Annotated in this window: 33 protein-coding genes; 21 read left to right on the top strand and 12 right to left on the bottom strand. The window is 31.4% G+C overall.

Going from position 1 to position 21,142, the window contains the following annotated elements; translation table 11 throughout:
• Position 1: 1 nt before the first annotated feature.
• On the bottom strand, positions 2–784 hold the full coding sequence (locus HA144_RS06395) for a GTP-binding protein (RefSeq protein WP_209043267.1): 783 nt from the start codon (positions 782–784) through the stop codon (positions 2–4).
• Positions 785–1,249: 465 nt separating this feature from the next.
• On the opposite strand from HA144_RS06395, the gene HA144_RS06390 reads away from it, so the two are divergent.
• From HA144_RS06390 to HA144_RS06380, 3 genes are all read left to right on the top strand, one after another.
• Complete coding sequence (locus HA144_RS06390) at positions 1,250–1,582, top strand: AIR synthase (RefSeq protein ID WP_209043266.1); 333 nt, start codon at positions 1,250–1,252, stop codon at positions 1,580–1,582.
• Positions 1,583–1,677: 95 nt separating this feature from the next.
• A complete protein-coding gene (locus HA144_RS06385) occupies positions 1,678–1,929 on the top strand; it encodes a hypothetical protein (protein WP_209043265.1) in 252 nt (83 codons plus the stop codon).
• Positions 1,929–2,177, top strand: coding sequence for a DUF1651 domain-containing protein (locus HA144_RS06380; RefSeq protein ID WP_209043264.1), 249 nt, complete (start codon positions 1,929–1,931; stop codon positions 2,175–2,177). Before HA144_RS06385 ends, HA144_RS06380 begins: the two co-directional genes overlap by 1 nt.
• On the opposite strand, the gene HA144_RS06375 is transcribed toward HA144_RS06380, so the two are convergent.
• Both HA144_RS06375 and HA144_RS06370 read right to left on the bottom strand, forming a co-directional pair.
• Positions 2,174–2,449, bottom strand: a complete 276-nt coding sequence (locus tag HA144_RS06375; RefSeq protein WP_209043263.1) for a hypothetical protein — start codon at positions 2,447–2,449, stop codon at positions 2,174–2,176. The two genes, HA144_RS06380 and HA144_RS06375, sit on opposite strands and share 4 nt — an antisense overlap.
• A 795-nt stretch (positions 2,450–3,244) precedes the next feature.
• The gene (locus HA144_RS06370; RefSeq protein ID WP_209043262.1) at positions 3,245–3,613 is read right to left on the bottom strand and encodes a hypothetical protein; all 369 of its coding nucleotides are present in this window, start codon (positions 3,611–3,613) and stop codon (positions 3,245–3,247) included.
• Positions 3,614–3,834: 221 nt separating this feature from the next.
• On the opposite strand from HA144_RS06370, the gene psbF reads away from it, so the two are divergent.
• From psbF to HA144_RS06340, 7 genes are all read left to right on the top strand, one after another.
• Positions 3,835–4,131, top strand: a complete 297-nt coding sequence (gene psbF / locus HA144_RS06365; RefSeq protein WP_209043261.1) for a cytochrome b559 subunit beta, long form — start codon at positions 3,835–3,837, stop codon at positions 4,129–4,131.
• Positions 4,132–4,143: 12 nt separating this feature from the next.
• Positions 4,144–4,329 carry a hypothetical protein gene (locus HA144_RS06360; RefSeq protein ID WP_209043260.1) on the top strand — a complete coding sequence of 62 codons (186 nt, stop codon included), beginning with the start codon at positions 4,144–4,146 and terminating at the stop codon, positions 4,327–4,329.
• A 587-nt stretch (positions 4,330–4,916) separates the two neighbouring features.
• Positions 4,917–5,330 carry a hypothetical protein gene (locus HA144_RS06355; protein ID WP_209043259.1) on the top strand — a complete coding sequence of 138 codons (414 nt, stop codon included), beginning with the start codon at positions 4,917–4,919 and terminating at the stop codon, positions 5,328–5,330.
• 225 nt (positions 5,331–5,555) lie between these two features.
• A complete protein-coding gene (locus HA144_RS09595) occupies positions 5,556–5,690 on the top strand; it encodes a hypothetical protein (RefSeq protein ID WP_257470517.1) in 135 nt (44 codons plus the stop codon).
• Positions 5,691–5,716: 26 nt separating this feature from the next.
• A complete protein-coding gene (locus HA144_RS06350) occupies positions 5,717–6,058 on the top strand; it encodes a DUF1330 domain-containing protein (RefSeq protein WP_209043258.1) in 342 nt (113 codons plus the stop codon).
• Positions 6,059–6,125: 67 nt separating this feature from the next.
• A complete protein-coding gene (locus HA144_RS06345; RefSeq protein WP_245152867.1) occupies positions 6,126–6,473 on the top strand; it encodes an RNA recognition motif domain-containing protein in 348 nt (115 codons plus the stop codon).
• Between the two features lie 36 nt (positions 6,474–6,509).
• Positions 6,510–6,887 carry a 5'-3' exonuclease gene (locus tag HA144_RS06340; protein ID WP_209043257.1) on the top strand — a complete coding sequence of 126 codons (378 nt, stop codon included), beginning with the start codon at positions 6,510–6,512 and terminating at the stop codon, positions 6,885–6,887.
• A gap of 12 nt (positions 6,888–6,899) precedes the next feature.
• Here HA144_RS06340 and HA144_RS06335 read toward each other — a convergent pair whose 3' ends face one another.
• Complete coding sequence (locus HA144_RS06335) at positions 6,900–7,124, bottom strand: hypothetical protein (RefSeq protein WP_209043256.1); 225 nt, start codon at positions 7,122–7,124, stop codon at positions 6,900–6,902.
• A 794-nt stretch (positions 7,125–7,918) separates the two neighbouring features.
• On the opposite strand from HA144_RS06335, the gene HA144_RS06330 reads away from it, so the two are divergent.
• Entirely contained in the window at positions 7,919–8,266 is a 348-nt protein-coding gene (locus HA144_RS06330; RefSeq protein ID WP_209043255.1) for a DUF1330 domain-containing protein, read from the top strand.
• Between the two features lie 28 nt (positions 8,267–8,294).
• Positions 8,295–8,552, top strand: a complete 258-nt coding sequence (locus HA144_RS06325) for a DUF1651 domain-containing protein (RefSeq protein ID WP_209043254.1) — start codon at positions 8,295–8,297, stop codon at positions 8,550–8,552.
• Positions 8,553–9,034: 482 nt separating this feature from the next.
• Here the strand turns inward: HA144_RS06325 and HA144_RS06320 are convergent, their stop codons facing one another.
• The 3 genes from HA144_RS06320 to HA144_RS06310 all read right to left on the bottom strand — a co-directional run bounded on the left by HA144_RS06320 (position 9,035) and on the right by HA144_RS06310 (position 10,250).
• Entirely contained in the window at positions 9,035–9,175 is a 141-nt protein-coding gene (locus HA144_RS06320; RefSeq protein WP_209043253.1) for a hypothetical protein, read from the bottom strand.
• A 14-nt stretch (positions 9,176–9,189) separates the two neighbouring features.
• A complete protein-coding gene (locus tag HA144_RS06315) occupies positions 9,190–9,579 on the bottom strand; it encodes a hypothetical protein (RefSeq protein WP_209043252.1) in 390 nt (129 codons plus the stop codon).
• Positions 9,580–9,959: 380 nt separating this feature from the next.
• The gene (locus HA144_RS06310; protein ID WP_209043251.1) at positions 9,960–10,250 is read right to left on the bottom strand and encodes a hypothetical protein; all 291 of its coding nucleotides are present in this window, start codon (positions 10,248–10,250) and stop codon (positions 9,960–9,962) included.
• Positions 10,251–10,947: 697 nt separating this feature from the next.
• Between HA144_RS06310 and HA144_RS06305 the strand changes: the two genes are divergently transcribed.
• A complete protein-coding gene (locus HA144_RS06305; protein ID WP_025947417.1) occupies positions 10,948–11,337 on the top strand; it encodes a DUF3804 family protein in 390 nt (129 codons plus the stop codon).
• A 329-nt stretch (positions 11,338–11,666) separates the two neighbouring features.
• Here HA144_RS06305 and HA144_RS06300 read toward each other — a convergent pair whose 3' ends face one another.
• Together HA144_RS06300 and HA144_RS06295 are read right to left on the bottom strand one after the other, a co-directional pair.
• Positions 11,667–12,044: a DsrE family protein gene (locus HA144_RS06300; protein ID WP_209043250.1), complete on the bottom strand. Its 378-nt coding sequence runs from the start codon at positions 12,042–12,044 to the stop codon at positions 11,667–11,669.
• Between the two features lie 446 nt (positions 12,045–12,490).
• On the bottom strand, positions 12,491–12,673 hold the full coding sequence (locus tag HA144_RS06295) for a hypothetical protein (protein ID WP_209043249.1): 183 nt from the start codon (positions 12,671–12,673) through the stop codon (positions 12,491–12,493).
• 175 nt (positions 12,674–12,848) lie between these two features.
• Here HA144_RS06295 and HA144_RS06290 point away from each other — a divergent pair, with 175 nt between their 5' ends.
• Complete coding sequence (locus HA144_RS06290; RefSeq protein WP_209043248.1) at positions 12,849–13,229, top strand: hypothetical protein; 381 nt, start codon at positions 12,849–12,851, stop codon at positions 13,227–13,229.
• Between the two features lie 407 nt (positions 13,230–13,636).
• Here the strand turns inward: HA144_RS06290 and HA144_RS06285 are convergent, their stop codons facing one another.
• Positions 13,637–14,404 carry a YHYH protein gene (locus tag HA144_RS06285; RefSeq protein WP_209043247.1) on the bottom strand — a complete coding sequence of 256 codons (768 nt, stop codon included), beginning with the start codon at positions 14,402–14,404 and terminating at the stop codon, positions 13,637–13,639.
• Positions 14,405–14,804: 400 nt separating this feature from the next.
• On the opposite strand from HA144_RS06285, the gene HA144_RS06280 reads away from it, so the two are divergent.
• From HA144_RS06280 to HA144_RS06270, 3 genes are all read left to right on the top strand, one after another.
• Complete coding sequence (locus tag HA144_RS06280; RefSeq protein WP_209043246.1) at positions 14,805–16,649, top strand: hypothetical protein; 1,845 nt, start codon at positions 14,805–14,807, stop codon at positions 16,647–16,649.
• A 328-nt stretch (positions 16,650–16,977) separates the two neighbouring features.
• Positions 16,978–18,246, top strand: a complete 1,269-nt coding sequence (locus tag HA144_RS06275) for a hypothetical protein (protein ID WP_162512805.1) — start codon at positions 16,978–16,980, stop codon at positions 18,244–18,246.
• Entirely contained in the window at positions 18,246–18,476 is a 231-nt protein-coding gene (locus HA144_RS06270; protein ID WP_245151931.1) for a hypothetical protein, read from the top strand. The genes HA144_RS06275 and HA144_RS06270 overlap by 1 nt, the downstream gene beginning before the upstream one ends.
• A gap of 69 nt (positions 18,477–18,545) precedes the next feature.
• On the opposite strand, the gene HA144_RS06265 is transcribed toward HA144_RS06270, so the two are convergent.
• Both HA144_RS06265 and HA144_RS06260 read right to left on the bottom strand, forming a co-directional pair.
• Complete coding sequence (locus HA144_RS06265; RefSeq protein ID WP_187151526.1) at positions 18,546–18,716, bottom strand: hypothetical protein; 171 nt, start codon at positions 18,714–18,716, stop codon at positions 18,546–18,548.
• A gap of 179 nt (positions 18,717–18,895) precedes the next feature.
• Positions 18,896–19,150: a poly-A polymerase gene (locus tag HA144_RS06260; protein ID WP_079323697.1), complete on the bottom strand. Its 255-nt coding sequence runs from the start codon at positions 19,148–19,150 to the stop codon at positions 18,896–18,898.
• A gap of 220 nt (positions 19,151–19,370) precedes the next feature.
• Between HA144_RS06260 and HA144_RS06255 the strand changes: the two genes are divergently transcribed.
• The 4 genes from HA144_RS06255 (at position 19,371) to HA144_RS06240 (ending at position 21,142) form a co-directional block, all read left to right on the top strand.
• Positions 19,371–19,523, top strand: coding sequence for a hypothetical protein (locus HA144_RS06255; protein WP_158078493.1), 153 nt, complete (start codon positions 19,371–19,373; stop codon positions 19,521–19,523).
• A complete protein-coding gene (locus tag HA144_RS06250) occupies positions 19,507–19,932 on the top strand; it encodes a hypothetical protein (RefSeq protein ID WP_348535047.1) in 426 nt (141 codons plus the stop codon). The genes HA144_RS06255 and HA144_RS06250 overlap by 17 nt, the downstream gene beginning before the upstream one ends.
• 97 nt (positions 19,933–20,029) lie before the next feature.
• Positions 20,030–20,197, top strand: a complete 168-nt coding sequence (locus HA144_RS06245) for a hypothetical protein (RefSeq protein WP_157806745.1) — start codon at positions 20,030–20,032, stop codon at positions 20,195–20,197.
• A 216-nt stretch (positions 20,198–20,413) separates the two neighbouring features.
• Positions 20,414–21,142, top strand: coding sequence for a response regulator transcription factor (locus HA144_RS06240; RefSeq protein WP_209043245.1), 729 nt, complete (start codon positions 20,414–20,416; stop codon positions 21,140–21,142).

The raw sequence follows: 21,142 nt of genomic DNA, 5'->3' as shown, positions 1-21,142 counted from the left end.
GTTAATTTCGAGAAGTTTGTAATTGTGAATTTCTAAGTGTGGCTTGATGATGATCTAGAACAGCATCACTAAGAAGGCAATTATTGATAGTAGATTTTATTAATTGGAAGTTTAAGTTTTTTCCCTGTATGACAATTTCAGAGTGTCTTTCTGGCCTTCCATTAAGAGGAGCAACTTGATTTAAGGTTTGATATTGAGATCCTTTCTGAGTCACTATCCAGTTAAACAAGATATAACGACCATCTGGTAAGTTCATTAATGCTTTTGCTCTATATACGTCTCCATAAGCACCATTCACTAATTCGAACCAAAAAGTATTTAAGCTTGCAGGATCCCAAATATTTTTTTTGAGGTCAATACTACATGATTCAATTGCTTTAAAATCTAAAGTATCCTTAATTGGTAATTCTAGATCTCTTCCAAAATGCAAATATTTATTTGGTTGAAGATTATATATTGCAAGCTCTTTTACAACTCTCAGATCAATACCACTAATCCCATGAAATTTAGGTGTGAAAAATTGAGGAAATTCAATAATAATTAAAATATTCTCTTTCTCTACCTCTAAGGGCAATTTTGAATTTGACAAATCTAATAAATTAGGAATTTGATCTTTCAAAAAAGCAAAATCAATTTTTGAATTTATTGCTTGCTCTAAATTAATTTCTGAATATCCGCCAAGACGTACATAACCACAATTTCCAGAGTGATTCTTAAAAGTATTTAGTATCCAACTTGTCTTGCCGCATCCTGGAGGCCCTGATATTATCCAAGTCTGACTCATAAAAAACTACCTGATGTATAAAATTTACACCAAAATGAAAATGAAAATCATTTTTGTTTTTGTTTTTAGATATTTCTTCTGAGAGGAAATAAAAAATTATTACTAGAAATTTTTGGTCATCCTTGAAACGATTTAAGTTTTGATATTTAAGCTAAATCTGAAGAATAAATTAATACTATATATATAGGCTATATTTTAAATTGAAAATTAAATCTCAGGGTTGGAGTTTAATCTTTAGTATTGGAGCAATGGTCTGCTTAATATTGCTTATTTAGTGGTTTTAGCGGGCGATGCAGTATGCAAAGTGAAGCAGGGTATAGCAAATGATCGCCCAGAGGATAATTGAGAAAGCTGAGAAGTCAATCGGGGCGACAGGAATTGATATTGGAGCAGCCTTTTCATGGGTTACACTTATTGATATTTAATTAAAAAATAATTAATCTAGGTACTAAGTGGATTTGCAAATTGAGTTCTTTAACTATTACTAAGGCTGCTTCAAATGAATTGCTAAGGCAATCAATTTATCGTGGTACACCTGGAGAAATTTTTTTATATTTGCAACCTGATATTCTTGATGATGGATGGATGTTTCTGAGAGTTAATATTTGGGAAAAATCAGGAATTCCTATCGCAAGAACTGATGGCTTAACTGTCTACGCTCCAGAATCTCAAAAAGCTTTACTAGATGAACTTACACTTGATCATTATCAGGATTTATCTGGAGGAGGATTCTTGATTAGTACTCCTAAAGGAGCAACAAAAAGTTCTTGTGGTTCGGGTTTTAAATTTAATAAATAAAAACCTATTTAAAAGAAAAAAATGATTATTTTTAATGACTATTAACTCGCAAGGTAGAGCTTAATTTTTAGTATTAGAAAAATTATTTTTTTTTAATGGAAGAAGAAAGAAAAAAGTTAGAAAAGATTTATCAAGCTCTTAATGAAGAAGATGCTGATATAAAGAAATGGAATCAAGCGCTTATTCCAAAAGCGATATTATTATTCCCACCAATAGCTTTTGCTTTAACTTTTCTGAAAATAAATACTGATAAATCAATAATAGATTTACTAGGTTTTATTGCTATCGGTGTTTTATTAGTTTTTGGAGGCATCTTTTTGAATTATCTTTTATCCAAAGGTAAGTAATGGAAAAATTTACCCTAATTAACAAAGAAAGAAACAGAATAAAAGTATTTGAACCTTTCGAGGATGTATCTAAACCATCTCCTTCAATAGATGCAATGATGATTTCTTACGGATGCGTTTATAAACGATCAAGTAAACCAGTAATGAAAGGTAGCAGGGTAGAAACTGTTGAGGCTGCAAGAAAAGAATATAAGGAACTACTAAACGAAGGTTGGAAAAAAACATCTATATTTAATAGTTATTTTTAAGCAGCATCATATTCTTCATCTTCAAGTTCTCTCATAAATCTTTTATCTAATAAGTAACTGTCTATAAGCTCTGCTGCCATCTGTATCTCAGCAGCATTTTTCCATAGTTCTGGTAGATCTTTGTCTAATAAGTAATTGTCTATAAGTTCTAGATTGTTATTTTCTTTAATTTGTTTATCGCTGTTTAATAGTTCTCTTATGTAGTTATATACAAGCTCTTGATCGTATCCACTTTCTCTAATTTCTTTCAACATTTCGTCTGGAATTTGCATAATCGTCAACCCCCATGTGACATTTTTAGAGGAAAATAAGCCTAAATAAGCCAGTAATATAGCTATTTAGAGCAAATTAGAGCCTATATACGCATACTTACGAAGATATAAGAAAAAAGCAAGAAAAGAATATAAGGAACTACTAAACGAAGGTTGGAAGAAAACTTCTATATTCAATAGCTACTTCTACGGCACTAAATAAGTAAGTGACGATATCAATTAATATTTCCTGGCTCCCCCTCTAGCTCCCCTTTCGCAAAATGAGACAAGCTATATTATTTCTAATCCATTTGTATGACTGGTCGGGGCGACAGGATTCGAACCTGCAACCTAGTGCTCCCAAAGCATTCATCAGCCATAGTATAGCACTAGGTTTTCAATCTATAGCTAATTTTTTTGCTTAGTTCTGCGAGGTTTGTCGTGACAAATAAAGTAATATTTGTCCGCAATTTGTCCGCAATTTGTCCGCAAAATATTTGTGTTGAAAAATTTAACTAGCATTTTATACAAGATATTGATCTATTTAAATCAATAAGGATTTGAGAGTTGAATTATAGTTTTAAGAAATTACGAGCAAAAATTTGGCAACATTTGATTACTTCGAATATCTAAATTCAATATCATTTCATCCACCTGTAATGATAATAACAACATTGGTATTCTTTTATATAAGAAGAAAAATTTTATTAACTGGTAAAAAACATTAGCAATCTATTTAATATTTATATTTTTGAATGAGTCAAAAATTAAATAAACAAAGCAAGTAATAAAAACAATTACATATATAGATTCCATTTAACTTACCTTTGTTATTGAACTGCTTAATCCATAAGTGAGAAAAATAAAACTTGCAAAAGTAACTCCAATCATTACTGTTGTGTAGAGTTTATTTAGTTTGAAATTACTACTTGTAGATGAAAAGTCTGCAATAACAAAACCTTTCATTGAATATTTATCTCTATTTCTGAAATTATTGCTGTTAACCAAACTGCCTAAAATTGGATCTGTTGAAACTTTTATTTCTTGATTGATAACAGAATTTAAACCTTTATCTTCATTGAAGAATCTTGGAAACATGTATGCATGCCATAAAGCTATTATTGCCACCCAGAAAACTACACTAACCCCTGCAAAACCAAAAAGTAAGAATCTAAAGGTTTCCATATTTGTTTTTTAATTAACTAAAATCTACATCAAAAAAAATATCTAAATATCTCAATCAAAAAAAATATACTTTAAATAATTCAATTAATCATTTCATGATGTTACTAATGATTATAAACAACGTTATTAGGGGTTTTTCTTTAAATATAAGTTAATGATCAAATCATTTATTTAACTAAAAAAGACAAAATAATAATCAAATTAAATATTACTTTTTAGAAATGGATTTCAGGATTTTACTTGTTATTACACCAATAATATTCTCATGGATATTTACAGTCTTTTGGTTAGGTAGGTGGGATGTATTTAGATTAACGCCACTAGGATTACCAAAGAAGGGAGTAACTCCTTTTAAAAATTATCAAGTATGGGAAGATTCAGCATTAATTCCTGATGTTGGCAGACCAGCAGAAGGTTATCCAGTATTTACTGTAAGAACCGCAGCAGTTAATGCCCTAGGGATTCCAACTGTTTTCTTCCTTGGAGCAATATTGGCAATGCAGTTTAAATCTTATTAATAGGAAATTTTGATGGACATTAGATTTTTAATTGTTGGAGCACCATTTTTAATTGCATTTTTTTATACCTTATTTGGGCTAAAAAAATGGGGTGCTTTTAATTCTTCGAATAATAATTTGCCAAAAAATATTTCTCTTAAAAATGAATCAATAGAACAAAGTTATATTTTAGAGAATATCTTTTTAACAAAAAATTAATCAAATTTTTCTTACCCCTTAATTAATACCTTGTCATGATTCCCATAGAACAGTATTTATTTTTTGCAGTTTCTCTTTATGCATTTTTTTATCTTTCAATAACTATAGTTAATGCATTGATTAGTTTTTCCTAAACAATAATTACATAAAATATTAAACACTTATTTGTATAAAATTAATCTTCCTCTATTTTAAATCTCATTATATAAATATGTAAGTAGATATTAGGGCAATCTACTAACCGCTACCTTTGATAAAGCGGTTCGTAATGAGAACCTCCCTTTGGCCTCATTTTCTTTTTCGCAATCTTAGAAAATGAGGTTTAAATAATTTTTATTAGTCAGGAATATTAAAGTTAATTTTCTACAGAAATCTAGTCATTAAATTTTATTCATGGTTATGTATATTATTTACTTTTTAAAAAAGAGTTTTTTCTTTATAAAGAATATGTAGATATTTGGCGAATCTGCAACGGTATAGATTCCGTCTTTATGAACCTAGCCAACGAAAATATTCTTAACTACGTTTTAGTTATTTTAGTAGTTAGGAATATTTTTATTTTAAGGTTAATTTTTTCTTAAAAACAAATGATCAATGAATCACAAAAAGTATCCTCATTAGAAAATATCTACAAGAATTTGGAATCTGGAATGCCAGAGAATAAATCTATTAAAGAATATGCTCTCCCTAATGCGAGACAGTGGTTAGGTGGAAGATATTTAGCCCTTTGGGTATTACCTATTTATTTAATTAGAAAAATTGCAAAATTCTCAGCTTCTTCTGCATTTATAAAACCATATTCTCCAATTAAAAATGGCCCTTCCTATAAAAGACCAGAAACTTTGTACACCTCTTTAAAAAGTGTTTTTAAAGGAGAAGACCATTTAAGATTTTTTGATCATAGGTTTATCGCTATTTGGATATTGCCTATTGCTTTGACTGGAATTGTTTTTGAAGCGCTTTTTATATCTCCTACTAAGAATACTTTCCCTTTCAATTAAGCATCTTTCAAAGATCTATTTTTGTTCTTGTGTTATTGTTAATTAATCTCAGGTAGAGATAAGACTAAGCAATATTGACCAGCTAAAGAATTTTTGAAAAAGAATCCCACCTGCAAGCGTCAAATACTTTCTGATAAGCAAATTGTGTTGATCTATCCCAAAGATCAAATGCAAGAATGACAAACACTTATTTAGCCTGTGTATGTAAAACTAAAAAGTAAACTAATGAAAAAACTAAACAAAAAATATGCCGACTTAATGCGCAAGGCTCAAAAAGCTACTGGAAGAAAAGAGGCAGTTGGATTAATTCATAAAGCTGCAAAGTTAAAAACAAAATTTGATCAATACGAGATGATGTAATCTAATTGGAATACTGATATAAATAAATGGATAAAAAAGGGGCTAAAGGTTACTGGATATCAACGGCAAAAATAATTAATCAGGACTTATTTGATGAATATGTAACTAAAGTTGGTCCATGGCTGAAAGAGGTTGGAGGCCAAGTCTTTGCAAAAGATACAGAGCCTCAAGGGAAGGAAAGGACCGAGGATGTCAATTTAGCCATTATTTGTGAATTCCCATCAATGAGGGCAGCCGTTGAAGCTTATGAATCTGAAGAATATAAAGAGCTTTCAAAGCTAAGAAAAGAAGCAACTGAAAATTCCATGTTTACAGTTATGGAAGGTTTAGATGAAGCTGCAAAGCTAAGAAGAGCAATGGGTTTGTAATGTATATGTAAGTTTTTCTACTCGTTACATAGCGAATAAAGAGTTAGAGTAAGAATAATGGAAGCATTTGATTGGAGATAACTTCACTAGTCCAAAGCAACTATTTGTACCTTCAAAAATTAAAGAAATGACTATTTTTATTGGGAATTTATCTTGGGAAACTGAGGTTGAAGATCTTGAGCAACTTTTTAGTAATTATGGAGTAGTAAAGAAATGTTATTTACCTCTTGATAGAGAAACAGGAAGAAAAAGAGGTATTGCTTTTGTAGATTTAAATGATCATAATTCTGAAAAAAAAGCTATTGATGATCTTCAAGATGTTGAATGGATGGGAAGAGAGATAAGGGTTAATGAGGCTGAGAAAAGAAAGGGACCCAATAATAAAAAACACAATAAGTTCAATAGAAACAATTAGTACTTATTACTTGGCGATTTTGTACCGCTTTATTAAATGGATAAAACTAACACTTGGTTAATTAGATTATTTGCCGTCGTTCTTATTGGTGTTTGCCTTATTGCATATCTAAATGTACAGAAGAAACCATCTATACTTTTTTCAAAACCTAGTATTGAGGATTTGAAATATAAAGAATTAAATAAGAAAAGGGCAAATGCAGAATTTGCTGCAAAAAGAGATTATACGGATTATGAAAAATTTGGAAGTATAATTTTTTGCAATGCCTCATTCAATAGTCGGATTGAATCAGCGAACTATTCGAAACAAATGGAATTGTATATTTCTGGGAAAGAAGCAGATTTATCAGAATGGGATACTGCCATCAAAGATTATGAAAACGAAAGATCAAAATGTAGAGACTTTAATCCCTAAATGAAAGGCTTACTAATTCTCTTTAACACCCGCTACTCTTTGTTCCGCTAGTCTTTTTTTTAGAATTGAATAATTTTGTGAAGCCCATTTTCGAGAAATATCAAATTCAGAATCTAACTTCTCTCTAAGTAATTTTCCAATTTTAAATACTTCTACGAAGCCAAGATAAATTATTACCAGCACCTTAGTTATGTTTACTGCAACTGCTGCTATCTTTTCAATTTTTTGATCTTGCATTTGAATTTATTGAAGCCCACTAAAAATAACAGTTGTAAGTAATTATGCAAATTAATTAGAAAAAATCTTATGGGTGTTATTCTCATTGGGCAATGACTATGAAGTATTGAAGGAATTTTTAAAGGAGCTTTGGCAGAATCATCACGACCCATACCATGCAATTTATGGAATAGTTGGGGTAATAGTATTGTTGGTCATTTATAACCGATTACTAAAAAAATATCAGTAATAACGGGCGAGCTAACCTCTAAAATTATTCAAAGCTATACAAATCCTCGCCCATTCCTCGCGCGGAGAGATTTAAGACAAATGAGAAATAAAAAAGCGAGTATGGGAAACTCGCTAGTATGAATTGAATTTGATTGAGTCGAGGCAACAGGATTCGAACCTGCGACCTAGTGCTCCCAAAGAACTCGACACCCATATGCCAGCACTACGTTTTCGAGCCATATCTAATATCTTGCTCATTAGTGCGTTATTTCTCCAGACAAATAAACCCTCATATGACATAATTTCTTTGATTGACAGTCGATCTAAACTATGGAGCAATTAGCTACTTTTTTTAGATAAAGTACCTATCCTTATTTTTTTATTTAAAGGTTATTATTTTCAGCAAATAACACTTTTAAAAAAATGATGAAACTTGCTATCGTTTTCTTACCAATTGTCTTTGCAGTTATATGGATGCTGTTTATTGGGTTAAGAATAAATAAAAGAGATGAAAATAAAAAATTAATTAATTACTAATTGATTGACAGTCGATCTAACATAGAGGGATAAAACCCTCTTTTTTAATGCGTAAATTATTAATACCTTTATTGGCTGCTTTTGCTTTGCCCACTGCTGTTAATGCTTCAGGCTTTTGGCTGTTAACTACCACAGTTAAAAAACCAGCAGCTTTTAAAGAATATGTTCAAGAATTTAAACCTTGGCTTAAGTCAGTAGGAGGATCTTTAGTTATGAAAGATTCTGATCCTCAAATTGTTGAAGGTAGAGGTGGAAAACTATCAGTTGTTATTTCATTCCCCTCAAAGCAAGCTGCGATAGATGCTTACAATAGTCTTGAATATCAAGAGCTAACTAAGAAACGCTGGGCAAGTACAAAGAAAACAAATCTCATAATAATGGGATTAAATAAATGAAACGATTACTACTTGCACCACTTAATTAATGGCTAGGTCTTACTGGTTGGTTAATTCAAATAGATCAAGAGTAAAAAGGTTTATCGAAAATACAAACAATAAAGACCAATTTTTTAAATATATGTTTATTGATTCTGGGAAGGTTAATTCTACATGGGGTAAAGAGCCACCTGTTATGACAACTAGAGAAGAATTAAAGACAGAAGCAGCTAGAGAAGAATGGAAAAAATTAATTGCTCAAGGTTGGCGAAGAACGGAGGAAGTTTGGACAAAAAAAGAGGGGTAAAGCTGCACCAAAACCCCTTTTAGTATCACGCCTCGACCTTAAGCAAACTATTTATTAAATAAACTATTTATTAAATTATGTATTCTTGAAAAATTTATTAGGAATAACTAGGAATATCTGCGAATAAATAAGCAAACACAAGCATATGACATAATTATGACATAAATAAAAATATGTCATATTTCAACCAATAAAAAAGAAAGGCTGGGGAACCTTTCTATGACTTCGATTATTAGAGTCGGAGCGACAGGATCCGAACCTGCGACCTAGTGCTCCCAAAGGACTCGATCTATCAAATGAGATTTCCTTGAAATCCTAGTTATAGGTTTAATTATTTAAAGATAATGACAAGAGTCTGAGACTAAATGAAAGTATATCTCCGAAGATTATATAGGTTGTTAATAGGCTCTAGCTCCCCCTAAAGCTCCCCCTTACGCCCGAGTGCTTATGTCGCAAAGCAGTCTTGAAAACGCAAAAAGAGTTTAGAAATTACAGGTACCAGGCTGGAGGCATTCATATGTATGGGCAGCTTTCCAGTTTGATGGTGATTGGAGACCCATTGATTGGTGAATTAATTTGCTGTGCAAGATGAAATATGAAAAAACCAAATGTATGTTGGTCATAATTAACAAATGCTTTAGAACATTCCTGGATAGACGATTGAGAGAACTAGCCAGCTAGAGCCACATAGCGCAATCATTCGCGCCCAACTCCATGGGTTAACACTCCTGCTAAAGCCAATAAGAGGAAAACCAAAAGCTCCGGCTAAACCACCGCATAGAACAGCAAGGAATATAAGACCCCAATTCATAGAACTTGCAATAGCTTTATCTCTCCATTCTAGAAATTGTGACTCACTGCTAAATGCATGTCCCGACTTTTCTAAGTTCGCTACTTGAAAACCGTAAAGCCAACCTCCAACAACTGGACCTAAAGATTGAGCAACTATTTGCCAGACGAATGTTGCCAGAAGTAATCCTAAAAAAAAATAACCAGAATTCATTTCGATAATCTTGAAAGACAACATCTATTCGTTCTCGATTTGAAAAGTGATTCCAATAATTAAATGAATCGCAGACTAATTGCACTACTTAGTCAGATTGAAATTAAGCACCAAGGGGGGATCTTCGAAGATTCTGGCTCCCCCTACAGCTCCCCTTTGGGGGTATGAGACAATAAACAATAAAAAAGCGAGTATGGGAAACTCGCTAGTATGACTTGGTTTTTAAGAGTCGGGGCGACAGGATTCTAACCTGCGACCTAGTGCTCCCAAAGCACCGGCTTTATATAGAAGCTTTTTGAGAATTAATTTGTGGCAAAAGATCTTATCTAAATAGTGTAAAAATTTATCAAGTTTTTTAGTTAAAGTCTTGGGCACTTTATGGGCACAGAAAAATAATTAAAAACTTATGGAAGAAATTTGGTGCAATCCTTCAAATCTTCATATGCAAATTCTGTGAAAGACTTATAATCATCCCTAAGAAGATCCTCTTTAGCGCCATCAAAAACAAATTCCAATTCATCCCTTGCTTCTTTTGTAGTTATTAATTTTGCCGTCGCTAGATCACAAGTCTGTACTAAAATGCCTACATGGAAGCCATATTTATACCAATTGTCCTCGTCACATTTTGCAAATAAAGGATTAATAGAGGAAAGCAATGTCAAAGGAAATAACAAAAGATAGAGTTTTGTCTTCATTGTGAAGCTATGTATACGTATCTAATTATCCTAGACAATAATACAAAAAATGCATATCAGGATTAACTTCTTGTAGGTTCTCTTAGATATTAAACTAATAAATTTATTGGAAAATTTGTTGTGAGATTATTAACTATGATTTGATTTAGTCTTTATCATTTCCATAAAAGCTGCATATGATATTAACTTAACTTCTAAACTCTCAATTTAATTGAGTTCCTTTTTGGAATAATCCTGACATAAGTTCAGAAGAAAAGTGAGGTTTAAGAGGAGTGTGTAGTTTGCAATAAAAAAACTTCACTTTAATGAATATTTCAAAAAAAAAATTGATTTTGGGCACTTTTTGGGCACTCTACTTTTTAGGGTAAATATATTATTAGCTGAGACTTACTGCTATAACTGATCGGGGCGACAGGATTCGAACCTGCGACCTAGTGCTCCCAAATCACCCAGTGCGCAATTTGCGACAGTACCCATGAGAACGAAGTGAGGCTATAGCTTATTAGTTGGTATTACTAGAATTAATATGAGTCTCAATATTGCTCCAATCTGCAGCAATGTCTGACAAAGATGTGCAAATAATCCTAAATAATCGCTAAGCTTCAACCTAGTGCTCCGTAGGCACTAGTTCTCATCAATTTATGGTGGTTCTGATTGACAGTCGATCTAACATAGAGGGATAAAACCCTCTTTTTTTATGACAGATAGAGAAACAATTGAATCGATGTTGTATGAGTTGGCAACACCGCAGAAAATGGGCTCATTTTTTGTAAATAATGCCACTGCAGATTTTTTACTTATCAGACCTAGCGGGAATCCAATAAGTGCAAAGGGATTCGAGGAAATGATGAGTTCTGGCGATGTTGTTCAGGAAAAAGCAGAAATTACAAAAATTCATAAGTTTGAATTTCTCTCTGACGATGTAGCAATGTGTGTTTTTACTCTTGGGGCAAAATTCTCTTACAAAGGAACTCCTAATGATGATTTACCAACCGTGACTTCTATCTTCAAAAAGATTAATGGGATTTGGAAAATTCATTGGATGCAAAGATCAACAGGAGATTCAGATCTGTCTCTGTGGGATTAGCAAGTAATAAATAGTCAGAATATGTACGGCATTGCTATTACTTATGCGGTTGTTAGTTTGTTATTACTTGGTGGCTTTGCGTATTTAACATTCAAAATGACGTCTAAAAAATGATTGGAAGTTTACCTAAATTAATTGCTCTCTTGATGGTTTTGCTACTTGTAGGAAGTACCTTTGTTGGAGGAATTATTTACTTTATAAGATGAGTTATGACACTATATACAAACTAATAATGATTGTATTTTTGGGATACTTGATCTATACCAACATAAGATCTTTAAGAAAATAATTGATAGTCGATCTAAGATAGAGGGATAAAACCCTCTTCATTAATAGCAAAGTACGCTATCCGCTTTAATTGATTCTTCAACTAGAACATCTGGCATAACAAACTCTGCAGTGTATCCATCTAGAAGCTTTTCATCGTAACCCCTAGATTTTGCAGACATTCCTGAGACATATATGGTAATTTTTGATTTCTTTAAATTTTGAAGATGTTCGTATAAATCTCCAGTACCTTGACCAACTATTTCACCAGCTTTTTTGCAATTTAATATTTGTACTCCGTCTCCTGCTAGAAAAAGTGTTACTTTATGATCGTTTTTTTCTGCAGTAAGGGCAACCAATAAACCTAAAGTTATTTTATTTTTGGATTCTAAACCGCTGTAAATATGTACTAACACTGTATTGTCGGTAATGATAGACATTTAATCCTCCCTAAAATTTATTTTAATATCCTAAATAAAAACTATTTTCATTAGCTGTTTTTTTATGAAACGCTTACTACTTGCACTAGTATGAGCGATTAAGTTGGCAAGGTTATGCAAGGTATAGCAAATAATCGCTATATAATCGCTAAGTCTTATTTTTCTTATAGTTGCCAATAAAAAAGAGAGTCTGGGAAACTCTCTAGTACAACTTAGATTTGATTGAGTCGGGGCGACAGGATTCGAACCTGCGACCTAGTGCTCCCAAAGGACTCGAACTATCAAAGACAATTTTCTTGAAATCATAGTTATAGAATTGATTATTTGAAGATGGCGGAACGATTTTGAGTCTCATTGTAGGGATTCTTTGAAGATTTTATAAGGTCTTAATAGGTTCTAGATCCCCCTAAAGATCCCCCTTTGCTTTAACCTATTAGGTTAGAGTTTTATCTTTTAGCCAGGTAAATTATTACTGTCATGGTGCTCATGGCAATAATGCCGAAATTCCATAGAGTTGAGCTATTTCTTCTTGAATTTTGAACCCAACTTGGAATACCATCTGACATAAAAAGAAGTGTTAATCCAACTAACAAAACTATGGGTAATCCTAAAGCTATAAATAATTCCATGATTAATTTTTAAATTTCTATTGTTTAAGGCTATTACGTTTAGCTAAATATTTTTAAACTTTTTATGACTAACTGTAAAGCCCCTTTGAGAATAATTTTTTTTGGTTTTACATAAAGTAATAATTTTTGTGAAATCATTCTTTTAATGCTTCAATAAGAAAAATTTTTTATGTAAATGGCTAGATTTGGCAAGTCAGAACAATTAAAGTGTCTTGATGGGATAGAAAAATTTAAGATTGATGCACAAGAAGGAAATATTGAGGTTTGTTTTGCAGCAAAAATTGTTACCCAAAATGTTTTTGCGCCAATAAATATAAAAGTTGATAGTTATGTCTTAGCTGCAGAAAATGATACTTATTACAATCTTAGTAAAGAAGATATATCTTATTTCCAAACATCGGGAGAATTACCTGACCCTTTACCTAAATACGAGCTTTCTAGTACGGAACTATTTTGGGGAAGTTTTGGGATAATAATATTTATATTTGTTGGAGTAGGAACTCTCAAACAAATAATTGAAACTTTCTTGGATAAAAAAAGGATGTCAAAAAAGTAAATATTTTTTCTTTTAAAATTTTACCGTTTTCTCATTTTCCGATATTGAAAAATAGGCACTTAGAGTAGATCTTCGAAGACTCTGGATCCCCCTACAGATCCCCTTTCTCAATATGAGACAATTATCCAATAAAAAAGACAGGCTGGGAAACCTGTCTATGACTTGGATTATTAAAGTCGGGGCGACAGGATCCGAACCTGCGACCTAGTGCTCCCAAAGCACTGGGATAAGTTTTTGAGAAATACTTGAGACTATAGTTATAGCTTTAATTAAATGTGGATAGTGGAACAAGTTTGAGTCTTAGGATTACATATTCTTTAAACATCTATAAACATTTTTAAACGTTCTAGATCCCCCTAGAGATCCCCCTTCACAACCTAGTGATTCTTAAGTTAATTTTATAAATTTCAGTTTCTTCTGTTATTGAAATCTTTACTAACATTACCTTTTAAGCATCTAGGTACGAAAGGGTATTCATCAGTGAGGTAATAAATATATTTTGAATTTCGAAATCCACCATTACATTCATCAAGATTACCTGAATCTTTGACAAACTCATAATCTTCATTATATGTTCCATCATATTTACCTCCTGGTCCATTTATTCTCAGACCTTTTTTAAGTTTCCAAGAGGAACTTACTTTATTCCCAACATAATGAATCTCAAAACCGTCACCAGCATATCCAATCAAAGAACCTTTTTGATTATTTAAAAGACTCTTTGCAATACCATGATAATGGTACAAACCGTTAGGACCTACATGAGCATTGTTATTATCTAACCCTAATTTGCCTTTTGTTCCAAAAATATTCAATCTCCAATTTTTGTTTCCATTTCTACTATGACCTCTTTTAGACGATGGGTCCCAATATCCAGCTGTATTCGGACGATAAAGAATACCATTAAGTGCGAAACCCATGGTACTTGTAATAGGAGTAATTTTGCCTGAAAATGAGCCCTTTATTGGGACACATAGATAGATATTTTGTTCAGCAATACTATGAGGGTTGCCTTTGTTTGGGAATTCACCTGGTTGATGGTCTGGGATGCCATTTGAAATAAGACAACGGTTGTTTTTATAGATTTTAATAGATACTTTATTTTCTACTGATTTAATAGGATCAAAATCAAGAAAAAATAAAATTATTAAAGAGGAAAAAAATACTCTAAACATATCTTTTCTATAACTTATTTAAATTTCTATAACTTATTTAAATTAGCATTTTATCGATTTTTGCATAATAAATATTTTTAAGGTTTATCTATTTAGTACGTATCATTTGAGAAAGTTTAAACATTTTAGATCCCCCTAGAGATCCCTTTTCTCATTTGAGATTGCAGACAATAAAAAAGTGAGTCTGGGTAACTCACTAGTATAACTTGGTTTTTAAGAGTCGGGGCGACAGGATTCGAACCTGCGACCTAGTGCTCCCAAAGCACCGCACAGAACAAGTGCAGCACTAGGTTTTAAAGCTATTATTATATTTTCGTTTAATTTTGCGGAGTTTGTCATGTCAAACTAAGATATATTTGTCCGCAATTTGTCCGCAATTTATTAAATTCATCTTAATAATATGGGACGTAAATTAACTCAAACAGAATTTCTTAAAAGATGTAAAAGTATTTGGGGAGATTTATATGATTTTTCAAGAGTTCAATACAAAACCTCATCTCAAACTGTTCAAGTTGGATGCAAAGTAATTAATCATGGATTTTGGCCCGCTCAACCAAGAGCACTCATTTATAAACCTTATAGGGGTTGTCCCACTTGTGGACTAGAAAGAGTAGGCGAAGCAACAAAAAAAGATCGAAATAAATCAGAAGATGAATTTATAAAAGCAAAAAAATTAAGAGAAGGAGGATTGACTTATAAAAAAATTGCAGAAGCTATGGGTTATAAAAGCGGTGAAACTATAAGAAATATTTTAAAAGTCAAAACAACAGTAAATGATCGCAAATCACTATCAAATTTAGAGGAAGATGATGTTGTTGAAAGATCAAAAAATGGAGAAACCAGAGCTTCTATTGCCAGGTTATATAAAGTTAGTGATGGGACTATAAGAAATACACTTAAAAGAAAAAATTCTTTTACAAAAAAAGAGATTAAGCAAAAATCAGAAGAAGAAATAAAAAAACAAGAGGAAATATATGAAAGTGCTGCGAATAAGTTTATAAATGAAACTTCAGAAGATATTCAATTAAAGATATGTAATGAATACAAATCAGGGAAGTCTCAAAAGAGAATATCTAAAGACTATAAAATTCACAATTTTGTATTAAGAATTTTCCTCATCAAGAGAAACATAAAACTAAGAACCTACGAAGAAGCAAAAAATATGATTAAGGAGGAGTCTAAAGATATTATTTGTGAAAGATATAAAAATGGTGAAAGTTCAAACAAAATTGCTGATTCGTTAGGTGTAAAAAGTTCAGCTATTACAAGAGTACTTAAAGAAAATAATATTGAGATAAGAGGAACCCAAAGAGATTTGACTTTAGAACCTCAATATCGAAAAATTAGCGATGATTACAAGAATGGATTGTCTGTTTATCAAATAGCTAAAAAATACGAAATTACTCGCGAGAAAACAAATACTATCCTAAAACACCAAAACGTTAAATTAAGAACTTCTGAAGAAGCAAATAGAGCAATAAATATTGATGATAGAAAAGAAATTATAAAGCTATATCAAGAGGGGAAATCTTTGGAATATTTATCAAATAAATTTAATTGTTCAAATTCAGCACTATTCTTTTTATTTGAGAAAGAGGGAGTAAAAACTAGAACTCAAGAAGAACAAAAGTGGAGTCATGGTTTAAAGGCAAATATTGAAATCGAACTTTGTGAAAAATATAAGTTAGGAAAACCAACTGCAATTCTTGAAAAAGAGTATGGAATTGAAGCATCAACGATTTTCAGGACTCTACGAAGAAATAATTATGAAGTAAGAGATCAAGGAAATCTTGGAGATTCTATTCAGCATGCTTTAAATCAAACTGGTTTGTATGAATTTAAAAAAGATACTAGTTTTTATATTTTTGATTTAAACAATTATCCTAATTATCTGAAACCTGGAATTACATTCGATGTTATTGAAAGAGGTAAGAAAAGATGGTACAAAAATTTACTGCTAGAGCAGGTATTCCCCTCTCGAGAAGCCGCATACTTTGTAGAGCAAGTTCTTTTATATAAAACTGTGCAATTTTGGGACTGTCCAGATGAAATACAAAATGATTTTAAGTGGGGTGGTCGAGATGAGGTTCGATTGATGGAATTAAAGGATTTGGAAAACGAGTTTGATTATATTTATTCATTATGGGAAGAAGAGGGTACATGGTTATTCGCTGCAAATCATTTACCAAAGAGTTTAATAACTGATGCTGAAAAGGAGTTATGTTTTAAGAAATCAAGAAGTTAAAGCAATTTTGACTTTTTTATCTAAGTTGAAAAGAATTTAAAATTTGTCCGCAATTTGTCCGCAATCTTAACGGACAGATTTTCCCAATAAAAAAGCGAGTCTGGGTAACTCGCTAGTATGACTTGGTTTTAAAATGGTCGGGGCGACAGGATTCGAACCTGCGACCTAGTGCTCCCAAAGCACTAAGTCCCCTCTAGTGAGACAAAGGTATCTATGCTATAACTGAAGTCATACTATGAATAAGACTGCACGAGACTGCACACTTTTGCATTTATAGGTTGTAATTCCACGGATTTCCGTAGAAAATAGGACAGCACTAGGTTGTTTTATGTCTGCAACAGAAAGTTGGGTTAAAGAGTTTAGATACGCTATTAAGAGCAAGATTGGTTCTGGTTGGCAAGTTTCAAACGATAGAGGAAATATGCGTCTTTTAGTAGGAAATAAGAAAGAAGGATTCTCATCAATAAACCTTCCTTTTGCATGGCAGAAAGATCAATGGCCAGATGCTTTTGACTTTATAAGGATTGGTGCGGAAGCATATTTGGAAAGCAATAAGAAAATACCTTTAAAAACTGCTTTCAAATTAACTAAGCAAACTTCTACAGAAATCCAACTTGATTGGGAAAGAGCTTTAGTTAATTACAGAAAAGCAAACTCTTTCGCTATTGGAGAAGCTACTTGGAAGAAAAAGCACTTGCCTGTTTTAGAAGGAGTTATGGAATATATGAATCGAACCAAACACAAACCAGAAAATGCAAAGACTTTATGTAAGAAAGTTCTTAATGAATATAAGCATGGCCAATATAAAAAATTAATTGGTTGGCAATTTGGAACTCAAATGAGAAGACACATGAGAATTTCTCTAAATAAGTTTCTAAATTATTGCGTTAGGGAGGAAGACTTCCCATCTTATTGGCTTCCTCCAGAACTTTCTATGGAAGAAAGGTTGAGCAATAACCAAGTCAAAACAAATAAGAGAATAGGTTATCCATTAACTGATTTTCAAATCAATAGATTGGTGGAAGCTTTTGACTTTAACCCAGATAATGAGCAAGCACAAAAATGGAAGTTTGCTGTCCAACTGTGTGCAGTATTTGGTCTAAGACCAGAAGAGCTTAGACATTTGGTAATAAGAAACAAACATAGTAAAAAACCAGAACTTTGGTGTACTTATCAGAAGCAAAATTCTAGGGTTAGAGAAAGACAATTATTAGGTTTAAAGGTTCTAGATTTAGATGGAACTCCTTTTGATTGGTCAGAAGGATTAATCGGAAGATTAGCAGCGGGAGAAAAATTACCAGAAATACCAAAAGGAAAAGGAGGGCAGAACCTTGGTCAGTATTTAAGAAGAAGAAGTGTTAGTGGCTGTTGGGAAGTTTTATGCCATGAAGCTCAATCAGAAGGTCTTGAGTTAACTCCATATAGTTTCCGCCATAGATATGCTTATGTTGCTCACACTAGACCGCAAGATGATGGAACTATGAGATCACTAACTCAAATTGCGGAAGCAATGGGACATGACCCCGATACAAACTTGAAATCTTACGCTAGATTCCAAAATAAAAATCTAACCAAAGTATTTGATAGGGTCGGATAATGAGCACTTATCTAGAAGAAAGAATTAATTGGTATGACGAAAATTATCGTAATGGTAATGCTCTAATTTCTGATGCTCAGTTCGACCAATTAGAAAACAACTTAAAAAGAGTTAGTCCTAATTGTGATTACTTCACTAATAAGAAAGCTCTTCCACTTCCTTCCCTTCCCACCGAATCAGAATTGATGACTTATTGTGATTTCTTTAAGAATATAGCTGATACAAATTAGATTTGGATAAAAAAAAGAGGGTTTAAATAAACTAAACTCCTCTCTTTTTAATCAGTTACAAATAAGAATTTAATCTATTGAGTCACTCAATTGCATGTCTTTTTGTGCTTGTTTGATTCTTACTTCAAAGACTGATTGTCTATATGGAGTTACTTCTCCATTTTTTGTTGCTAAGAGCTGTGCTTGATGAAGCCTATTTGCTCTTTTGATTTTGTCTCTTATTTGTAAGAGGTTATTCATGGTCTTATGCAGTTAATGAGAATCCCGTTCCCTATTCCCATGTCATGCGTCCAGTTATATAAATATTGGATGAACGTAAAATAAAAATAACATTCAATAATTATCATGGCGAGAGTGATTCTTACTAAATTACCGTACTCTATAAAAAATCTTTAAAAATAGTTTTTAATAAAATAATTCTAAATAGAAAGTTTATCTAGAGGTAAAATATTTTGGACCATGATTGTGTCATGATAGTCTTCATTATCTAATGTTTTGTAAAATCTCCTAGATTGAGGCGATTTAAGAGAATCATTATAATTTTTGATTAATACCGAATCATCCAAAAGAGATATATTTTCTCTTTTAAAACTTTCTTCATAAGAATATTTGATATGTCCTATCTCTTTTTCTTGATTAGAGCTTTTGGGTGAAGTTGAATTTTTTGAAGTCATTATCTTATTATTCTTTTTTATTTAATGTCTTCAATATTCAAGGGGTAAAAATATAGGAGACTTCCTAGAATTTAAGATTATTTGATTAAGAAGTTATTAAGCAGAAAATAAATTTGTTTAAAAAACTTCTAAATTTCTAAACTAAATATTTTTCTAATAGTCAAAGTTTATTTAATAAGAATTTAATTCAAAGTTAACAATAGAGACCTATAAGATAAACATGAACAAAAATCAACTTATTAACTTCATTACATTTTCAATTCTTGAAAGTAAAAGAGTTGAAGACAGATTATGTAGAAAAGAAATTCATAGCTATCTTACCCAACTAAATAAAAAACAATTAAAAGCAATTACAAGTGAATTTATCATTTAAAAAAAATATGAAAAAGCTACTGGCTGTATTTATTTTTATTCTTACTTCTTGCAGTACAAAAGATGAATTATCCATTACCCAAGAAGAATTATCCATTACAAAAGATGAAATTTCGATTACGAAAGGTAAATCATCCATTAATGATAAAAAAAAATTATTTTATGTAACTAAAGAAACGGCTGTTCGTCTTTGTGGAGGTAAATCCAGAATAATTGAAAGTAAAAATGAAGAAATAATCAAAATAGAAGTAAAGGATTTTTCAAATGTTGAAAAAGAAAAATTTGTTCAATTTACTCTTGTTGAGACAGATAGAAAAGGTGGTAAATATAAAATTGTTAATTGTTATCCAAATAAAGATCCGAAAAAATCGGTAATTAAAACAATCATGACTAATTACAAGTTAAATTAGTCTTGGGTCAACTAGATCAAATGAAAATATTTAAATGAGATTTAAAGATGCTTTAAACTAAATAATCTATAAAAAAAGAGTAGAAATATTTTTTATTATGCATCCAAGCAAAGTAATCAAAGATCCAAAAATTAATGATACTTATTACGATCCAGATGTTGATAAGCTTTATCAATACGTAAAAATTGGTGACTTTCCACCAGAATGGGTTGTGACGAATATAGATGAAGATGACGATTATTATTACGCTTCGATGGGATATTAGTTTTAATATCTATTATTAAATTCAATAAATTTGTCTCTTTAAAATTATGTGTGAGGAAGATTAAAGAGACAATCTAAATTTAGATAAAAGGGTTTAAGGGAAAATTAAAAAGGAAATAAGATTTAATGAAAAAAATAATAATTCAATGTAAATTAAATATGAAATAATTACATCAAATAAATTTGATTATATAAAATTAATTTGTTGGGTTTTCAAATGACTATTAAAGATCATAAAAGTTTGCAGGGCTCAAAAATTCTTCTTGTAGAGGATGATAAGAGTATTAGGCTGACAGTTAGTGAATCATTGAAAGGCGAAGGTTTTGAAGTTTTAACTTTTAAAGACGGTTTAAGTGCTTCAGATTTTATTAGCGAAAATACTAAAAATGATGTTGACCTTATAATTCTCGATTTAATGTTACCAGGGTTAAATGGATTAGAGTTATGCAGAAAAATAAGAAATGAAGAAAATTATACGCCCATATTAATTTTGAGTGCCAAAGATAATGAATCAGACCGGGTTCTTGGATTAGAGGTTGGTGCTGATGATTATTTAACAAAACCTTTTGGTTTAAATGAATTAATTGCCAGATCAAGAGCATTAATAAGAAGATCTAAACGTAACAAAAAAAATATAGAAAAAACAGAGACAATTATCGAATTTAATCACATAAAAATGTTTTTAGAAGAATGTAGGGTAACTTCTTTTGATAGGGAAATAACATTATCACCAAAAGAATTTAAATTATTAGAGTTATTTATGAAAAATCCAAAAAGGGTATGGTCAAGAGATTTAATTCTGGAAAAAATATGGGAAATTGACTTTATTGGTGATACTAAAACTGTAGATGTCCATGTTAGGTGGCTCAGAGAGAAATTAGAAGAAGATCCCTCAGCTCCAAAGTTTCTTAAAACTGTAAGAGGTTTTGGATATAAGTTTGGATGA

This window comes from Prochlorococcus marinus XMU1404, from assembly GCF_017696175.1.
Classification (GTDB): Bacteria; Cyanobacteriota; Cyanobacteriia; order PCC-6307; family Cyanobiaceae; genus Prochlorococcus_A; species Prochlorococcus_A marinus_X.
The sequence above is the reverse complement of the archived record's forward strand: the minus strand, read 5'-3'. Positions and strand labels throughout refer to the sequence as shown.

Coding starts and splice junctions, on each gene's coding strand:
- HA144_RS06380 (WP_209043264.1), top strand. CDS start 1,929: ATGGAAAAATTTACCCTAATTAACAAAGAAAGAAACAGAATAAAAGTA.
- HA144_RS06325 (WP_209043254.1), top strand. CDS start 8,295: ATGGCTAGGTCTTACTGGTTGGTTAATTCAAATAGATCAAGAGTAAAA.
- HA144_RS06320 (WP_209043253.1), bottom strand. CDS start 9,175: ATGACCAACATACATTTGGTTTTTTCATATTTCATCTTGCACAGCAAA.
- HA144_RS06330 (WP_209043255.1), top strand. CDS start 7,919: ATGCGTAAATTATTAATACCTTTATTGGCTGCTTTTGCTTTGCCCACT.
- HA144_RS06280 (WP_209043246.1), top strand. CDS start 14,805: ATGGGACGTAAATTAACTCAAACAGAATTTCTTAAAAGATGTAAAAGT.
- HA144_RS09595 (WP_257470517.1), top strand. CDS start 5,556: ATGAAAAAACTAAACAAAAAATATGCCGACTTAATGCGCAAGGCTCAA.
- HA144_RS06335 (WP_209043256.1), bottom strand. CDS start 7,124: ATGCAAGATCAAAAAATTGAAAAGATAGCAGCAGTTGCAGTAAACATA.
- HA144_RS06300 (WP_209043250.1), bottom strand. CDS start 12,044: ATGTCTATCATTACCGACAATACAGTGTTAGTACATATTTACAGCGGT.
- HA144_RS06385 (WP_209043265.1), top strand. CDS start 1,678: ATGGAAGAAGAAAGAAAAAAGTTAGAAAAGATTTATCAAGCTCTTAAT.
- HA144_RS06270 (WP_245151931.1), top strand. CDS start 18,246: ATGAGCACTTATCTAGAAGAAAGAATTAATTGGTATGACGAAAATTAT.
- HA144_RS06285 (WP_209043247.1), bottom strand. CDS start 14,404: ATGTTTAGAGTATTTTTTTCCTCTTTAATAATTTTATTTTTTCTTGAT.
- HA144_RS06350 (WP_209043258.1), top strand. CDS start 5,717: ATGGATAAAAAAGGGGCTAAAGGTTACTGGATATCAACGGCAAAAATA.
- HA144_RS06340 (WP_209043257.1), top strand. CDS start 6,510: ATGGATAAAACTAACACTTGGTTAATTAGATTATTTGCCGTCGTTCTT.
- HA144_RS06355 (WP_209043259.1), top strand. CDS start 4,917: ATGATCAATGAATCACAAAAAGTATCCTCATTAGAAAATATCTACAAG.
- HA144_RS06290 (WP_209043248.1), top strand. CDS start 12,849: ATGGCTAGATTTGGCAAGTCAGAACAATTAAAGTGTCTTGATGGGATA.
- HA144_RS06275 (WP_162512805.1), top strand. CDS start 16,978: ATGTCTGCAACAGAAAGTTGGGTTAAAGAGTTTAGATACGCTATTAAG.
- HA144_RS06295 (WP_209043249.1), bottom strand. CDS start 12,673: ATGGAATTATTTATAGCTTTAGGATTACCCATAGTTTTGTTAGTTGGA.
- psbF (WP_209043261.1), top strand. CDS start 3,835: ATGGATTTCAGGATTTTACTTGTTATTACACCAATAATATTCTCATGG.
- HA144_RS06265 (WP_187151526.1), bottom strand. CDS start 18,716: ATGAATAACCTCTTACAAATAAGAGACAAAATCAAAAGAGCAAATAGG.
- HA144_RS06370 (WP_209043262.1), bottom strand. CDS start 3,613: ATGGAAACCTTTAGATTCTTACTTTTTGGTTTTGCAGGGGTTAGTGTA.
- HA144_RS06255 (WP_158078493.1), top strand. CDS start 19,371: ATGAACAAAAATCAACTTATTAACTTCATTACATTTTCAATTCTTGAA.
- HA144_RS06240 (WP_209043245.1), top strand. CDS start 20,414: ATGACTATTAAAGATCATAAAAGTTTGCAGGGCTCAAAAATTCTTCTT.
- HA144_RS06375 (WP_209043263.1), bottom strand. CDS start 2,449: ATGCAAATTCCAGACGAAATGTTGAAAGAAATTAGAGAAAGTGGATAC.
- HA144_RS06315 (WP_209043252.1), bottom strand. CDS start 9,579: ATGTTGTCTTTCAAGATTATCGAAATGAATTCTGGTTATTTTTTTTTA.
- HA144_RS06310 (WP_209043251.1), bottom strand. CDS start 10,250: ATGAAGACAAAACTCTATCTTTTGTTATTTCCTTTGACATTGCTTTCC.
- HA144_RS06305 (WP_025947417.1), top strand. CDS start 10,948: ATGACAGATAGAGAAACAATTGAATCGATGTTGTATGAGTTGGCAACA.
- HA144_RS06395 (WP_209043267.1), bottom strand. CDS start 784: ATGAGTCAGACTTGGATAATATCAGGGCCTCCAGGATGCGGCAAGACA.
- HA144_RS06245 (WP_157806745.1), top strand. CDS start 20,030: ATGCATCCAAGCAAAGTAATCAAAGATCCAAAAATTAATGATACTTAT.
- HA144_RS06260 (WP_079323697.1), bottom strand. CDS start 19,150: ATGACTTCAAAAAATTCAACTTCACCCAAAAGCTCTAATCAAGAAAAA.
- HA144_RS06360 (WP_209043260.1), top strand. CDS start 4,144: ATGGACATTAGATTTTTAATTGTTGGAGCACCATTTTTAATTGCATTT.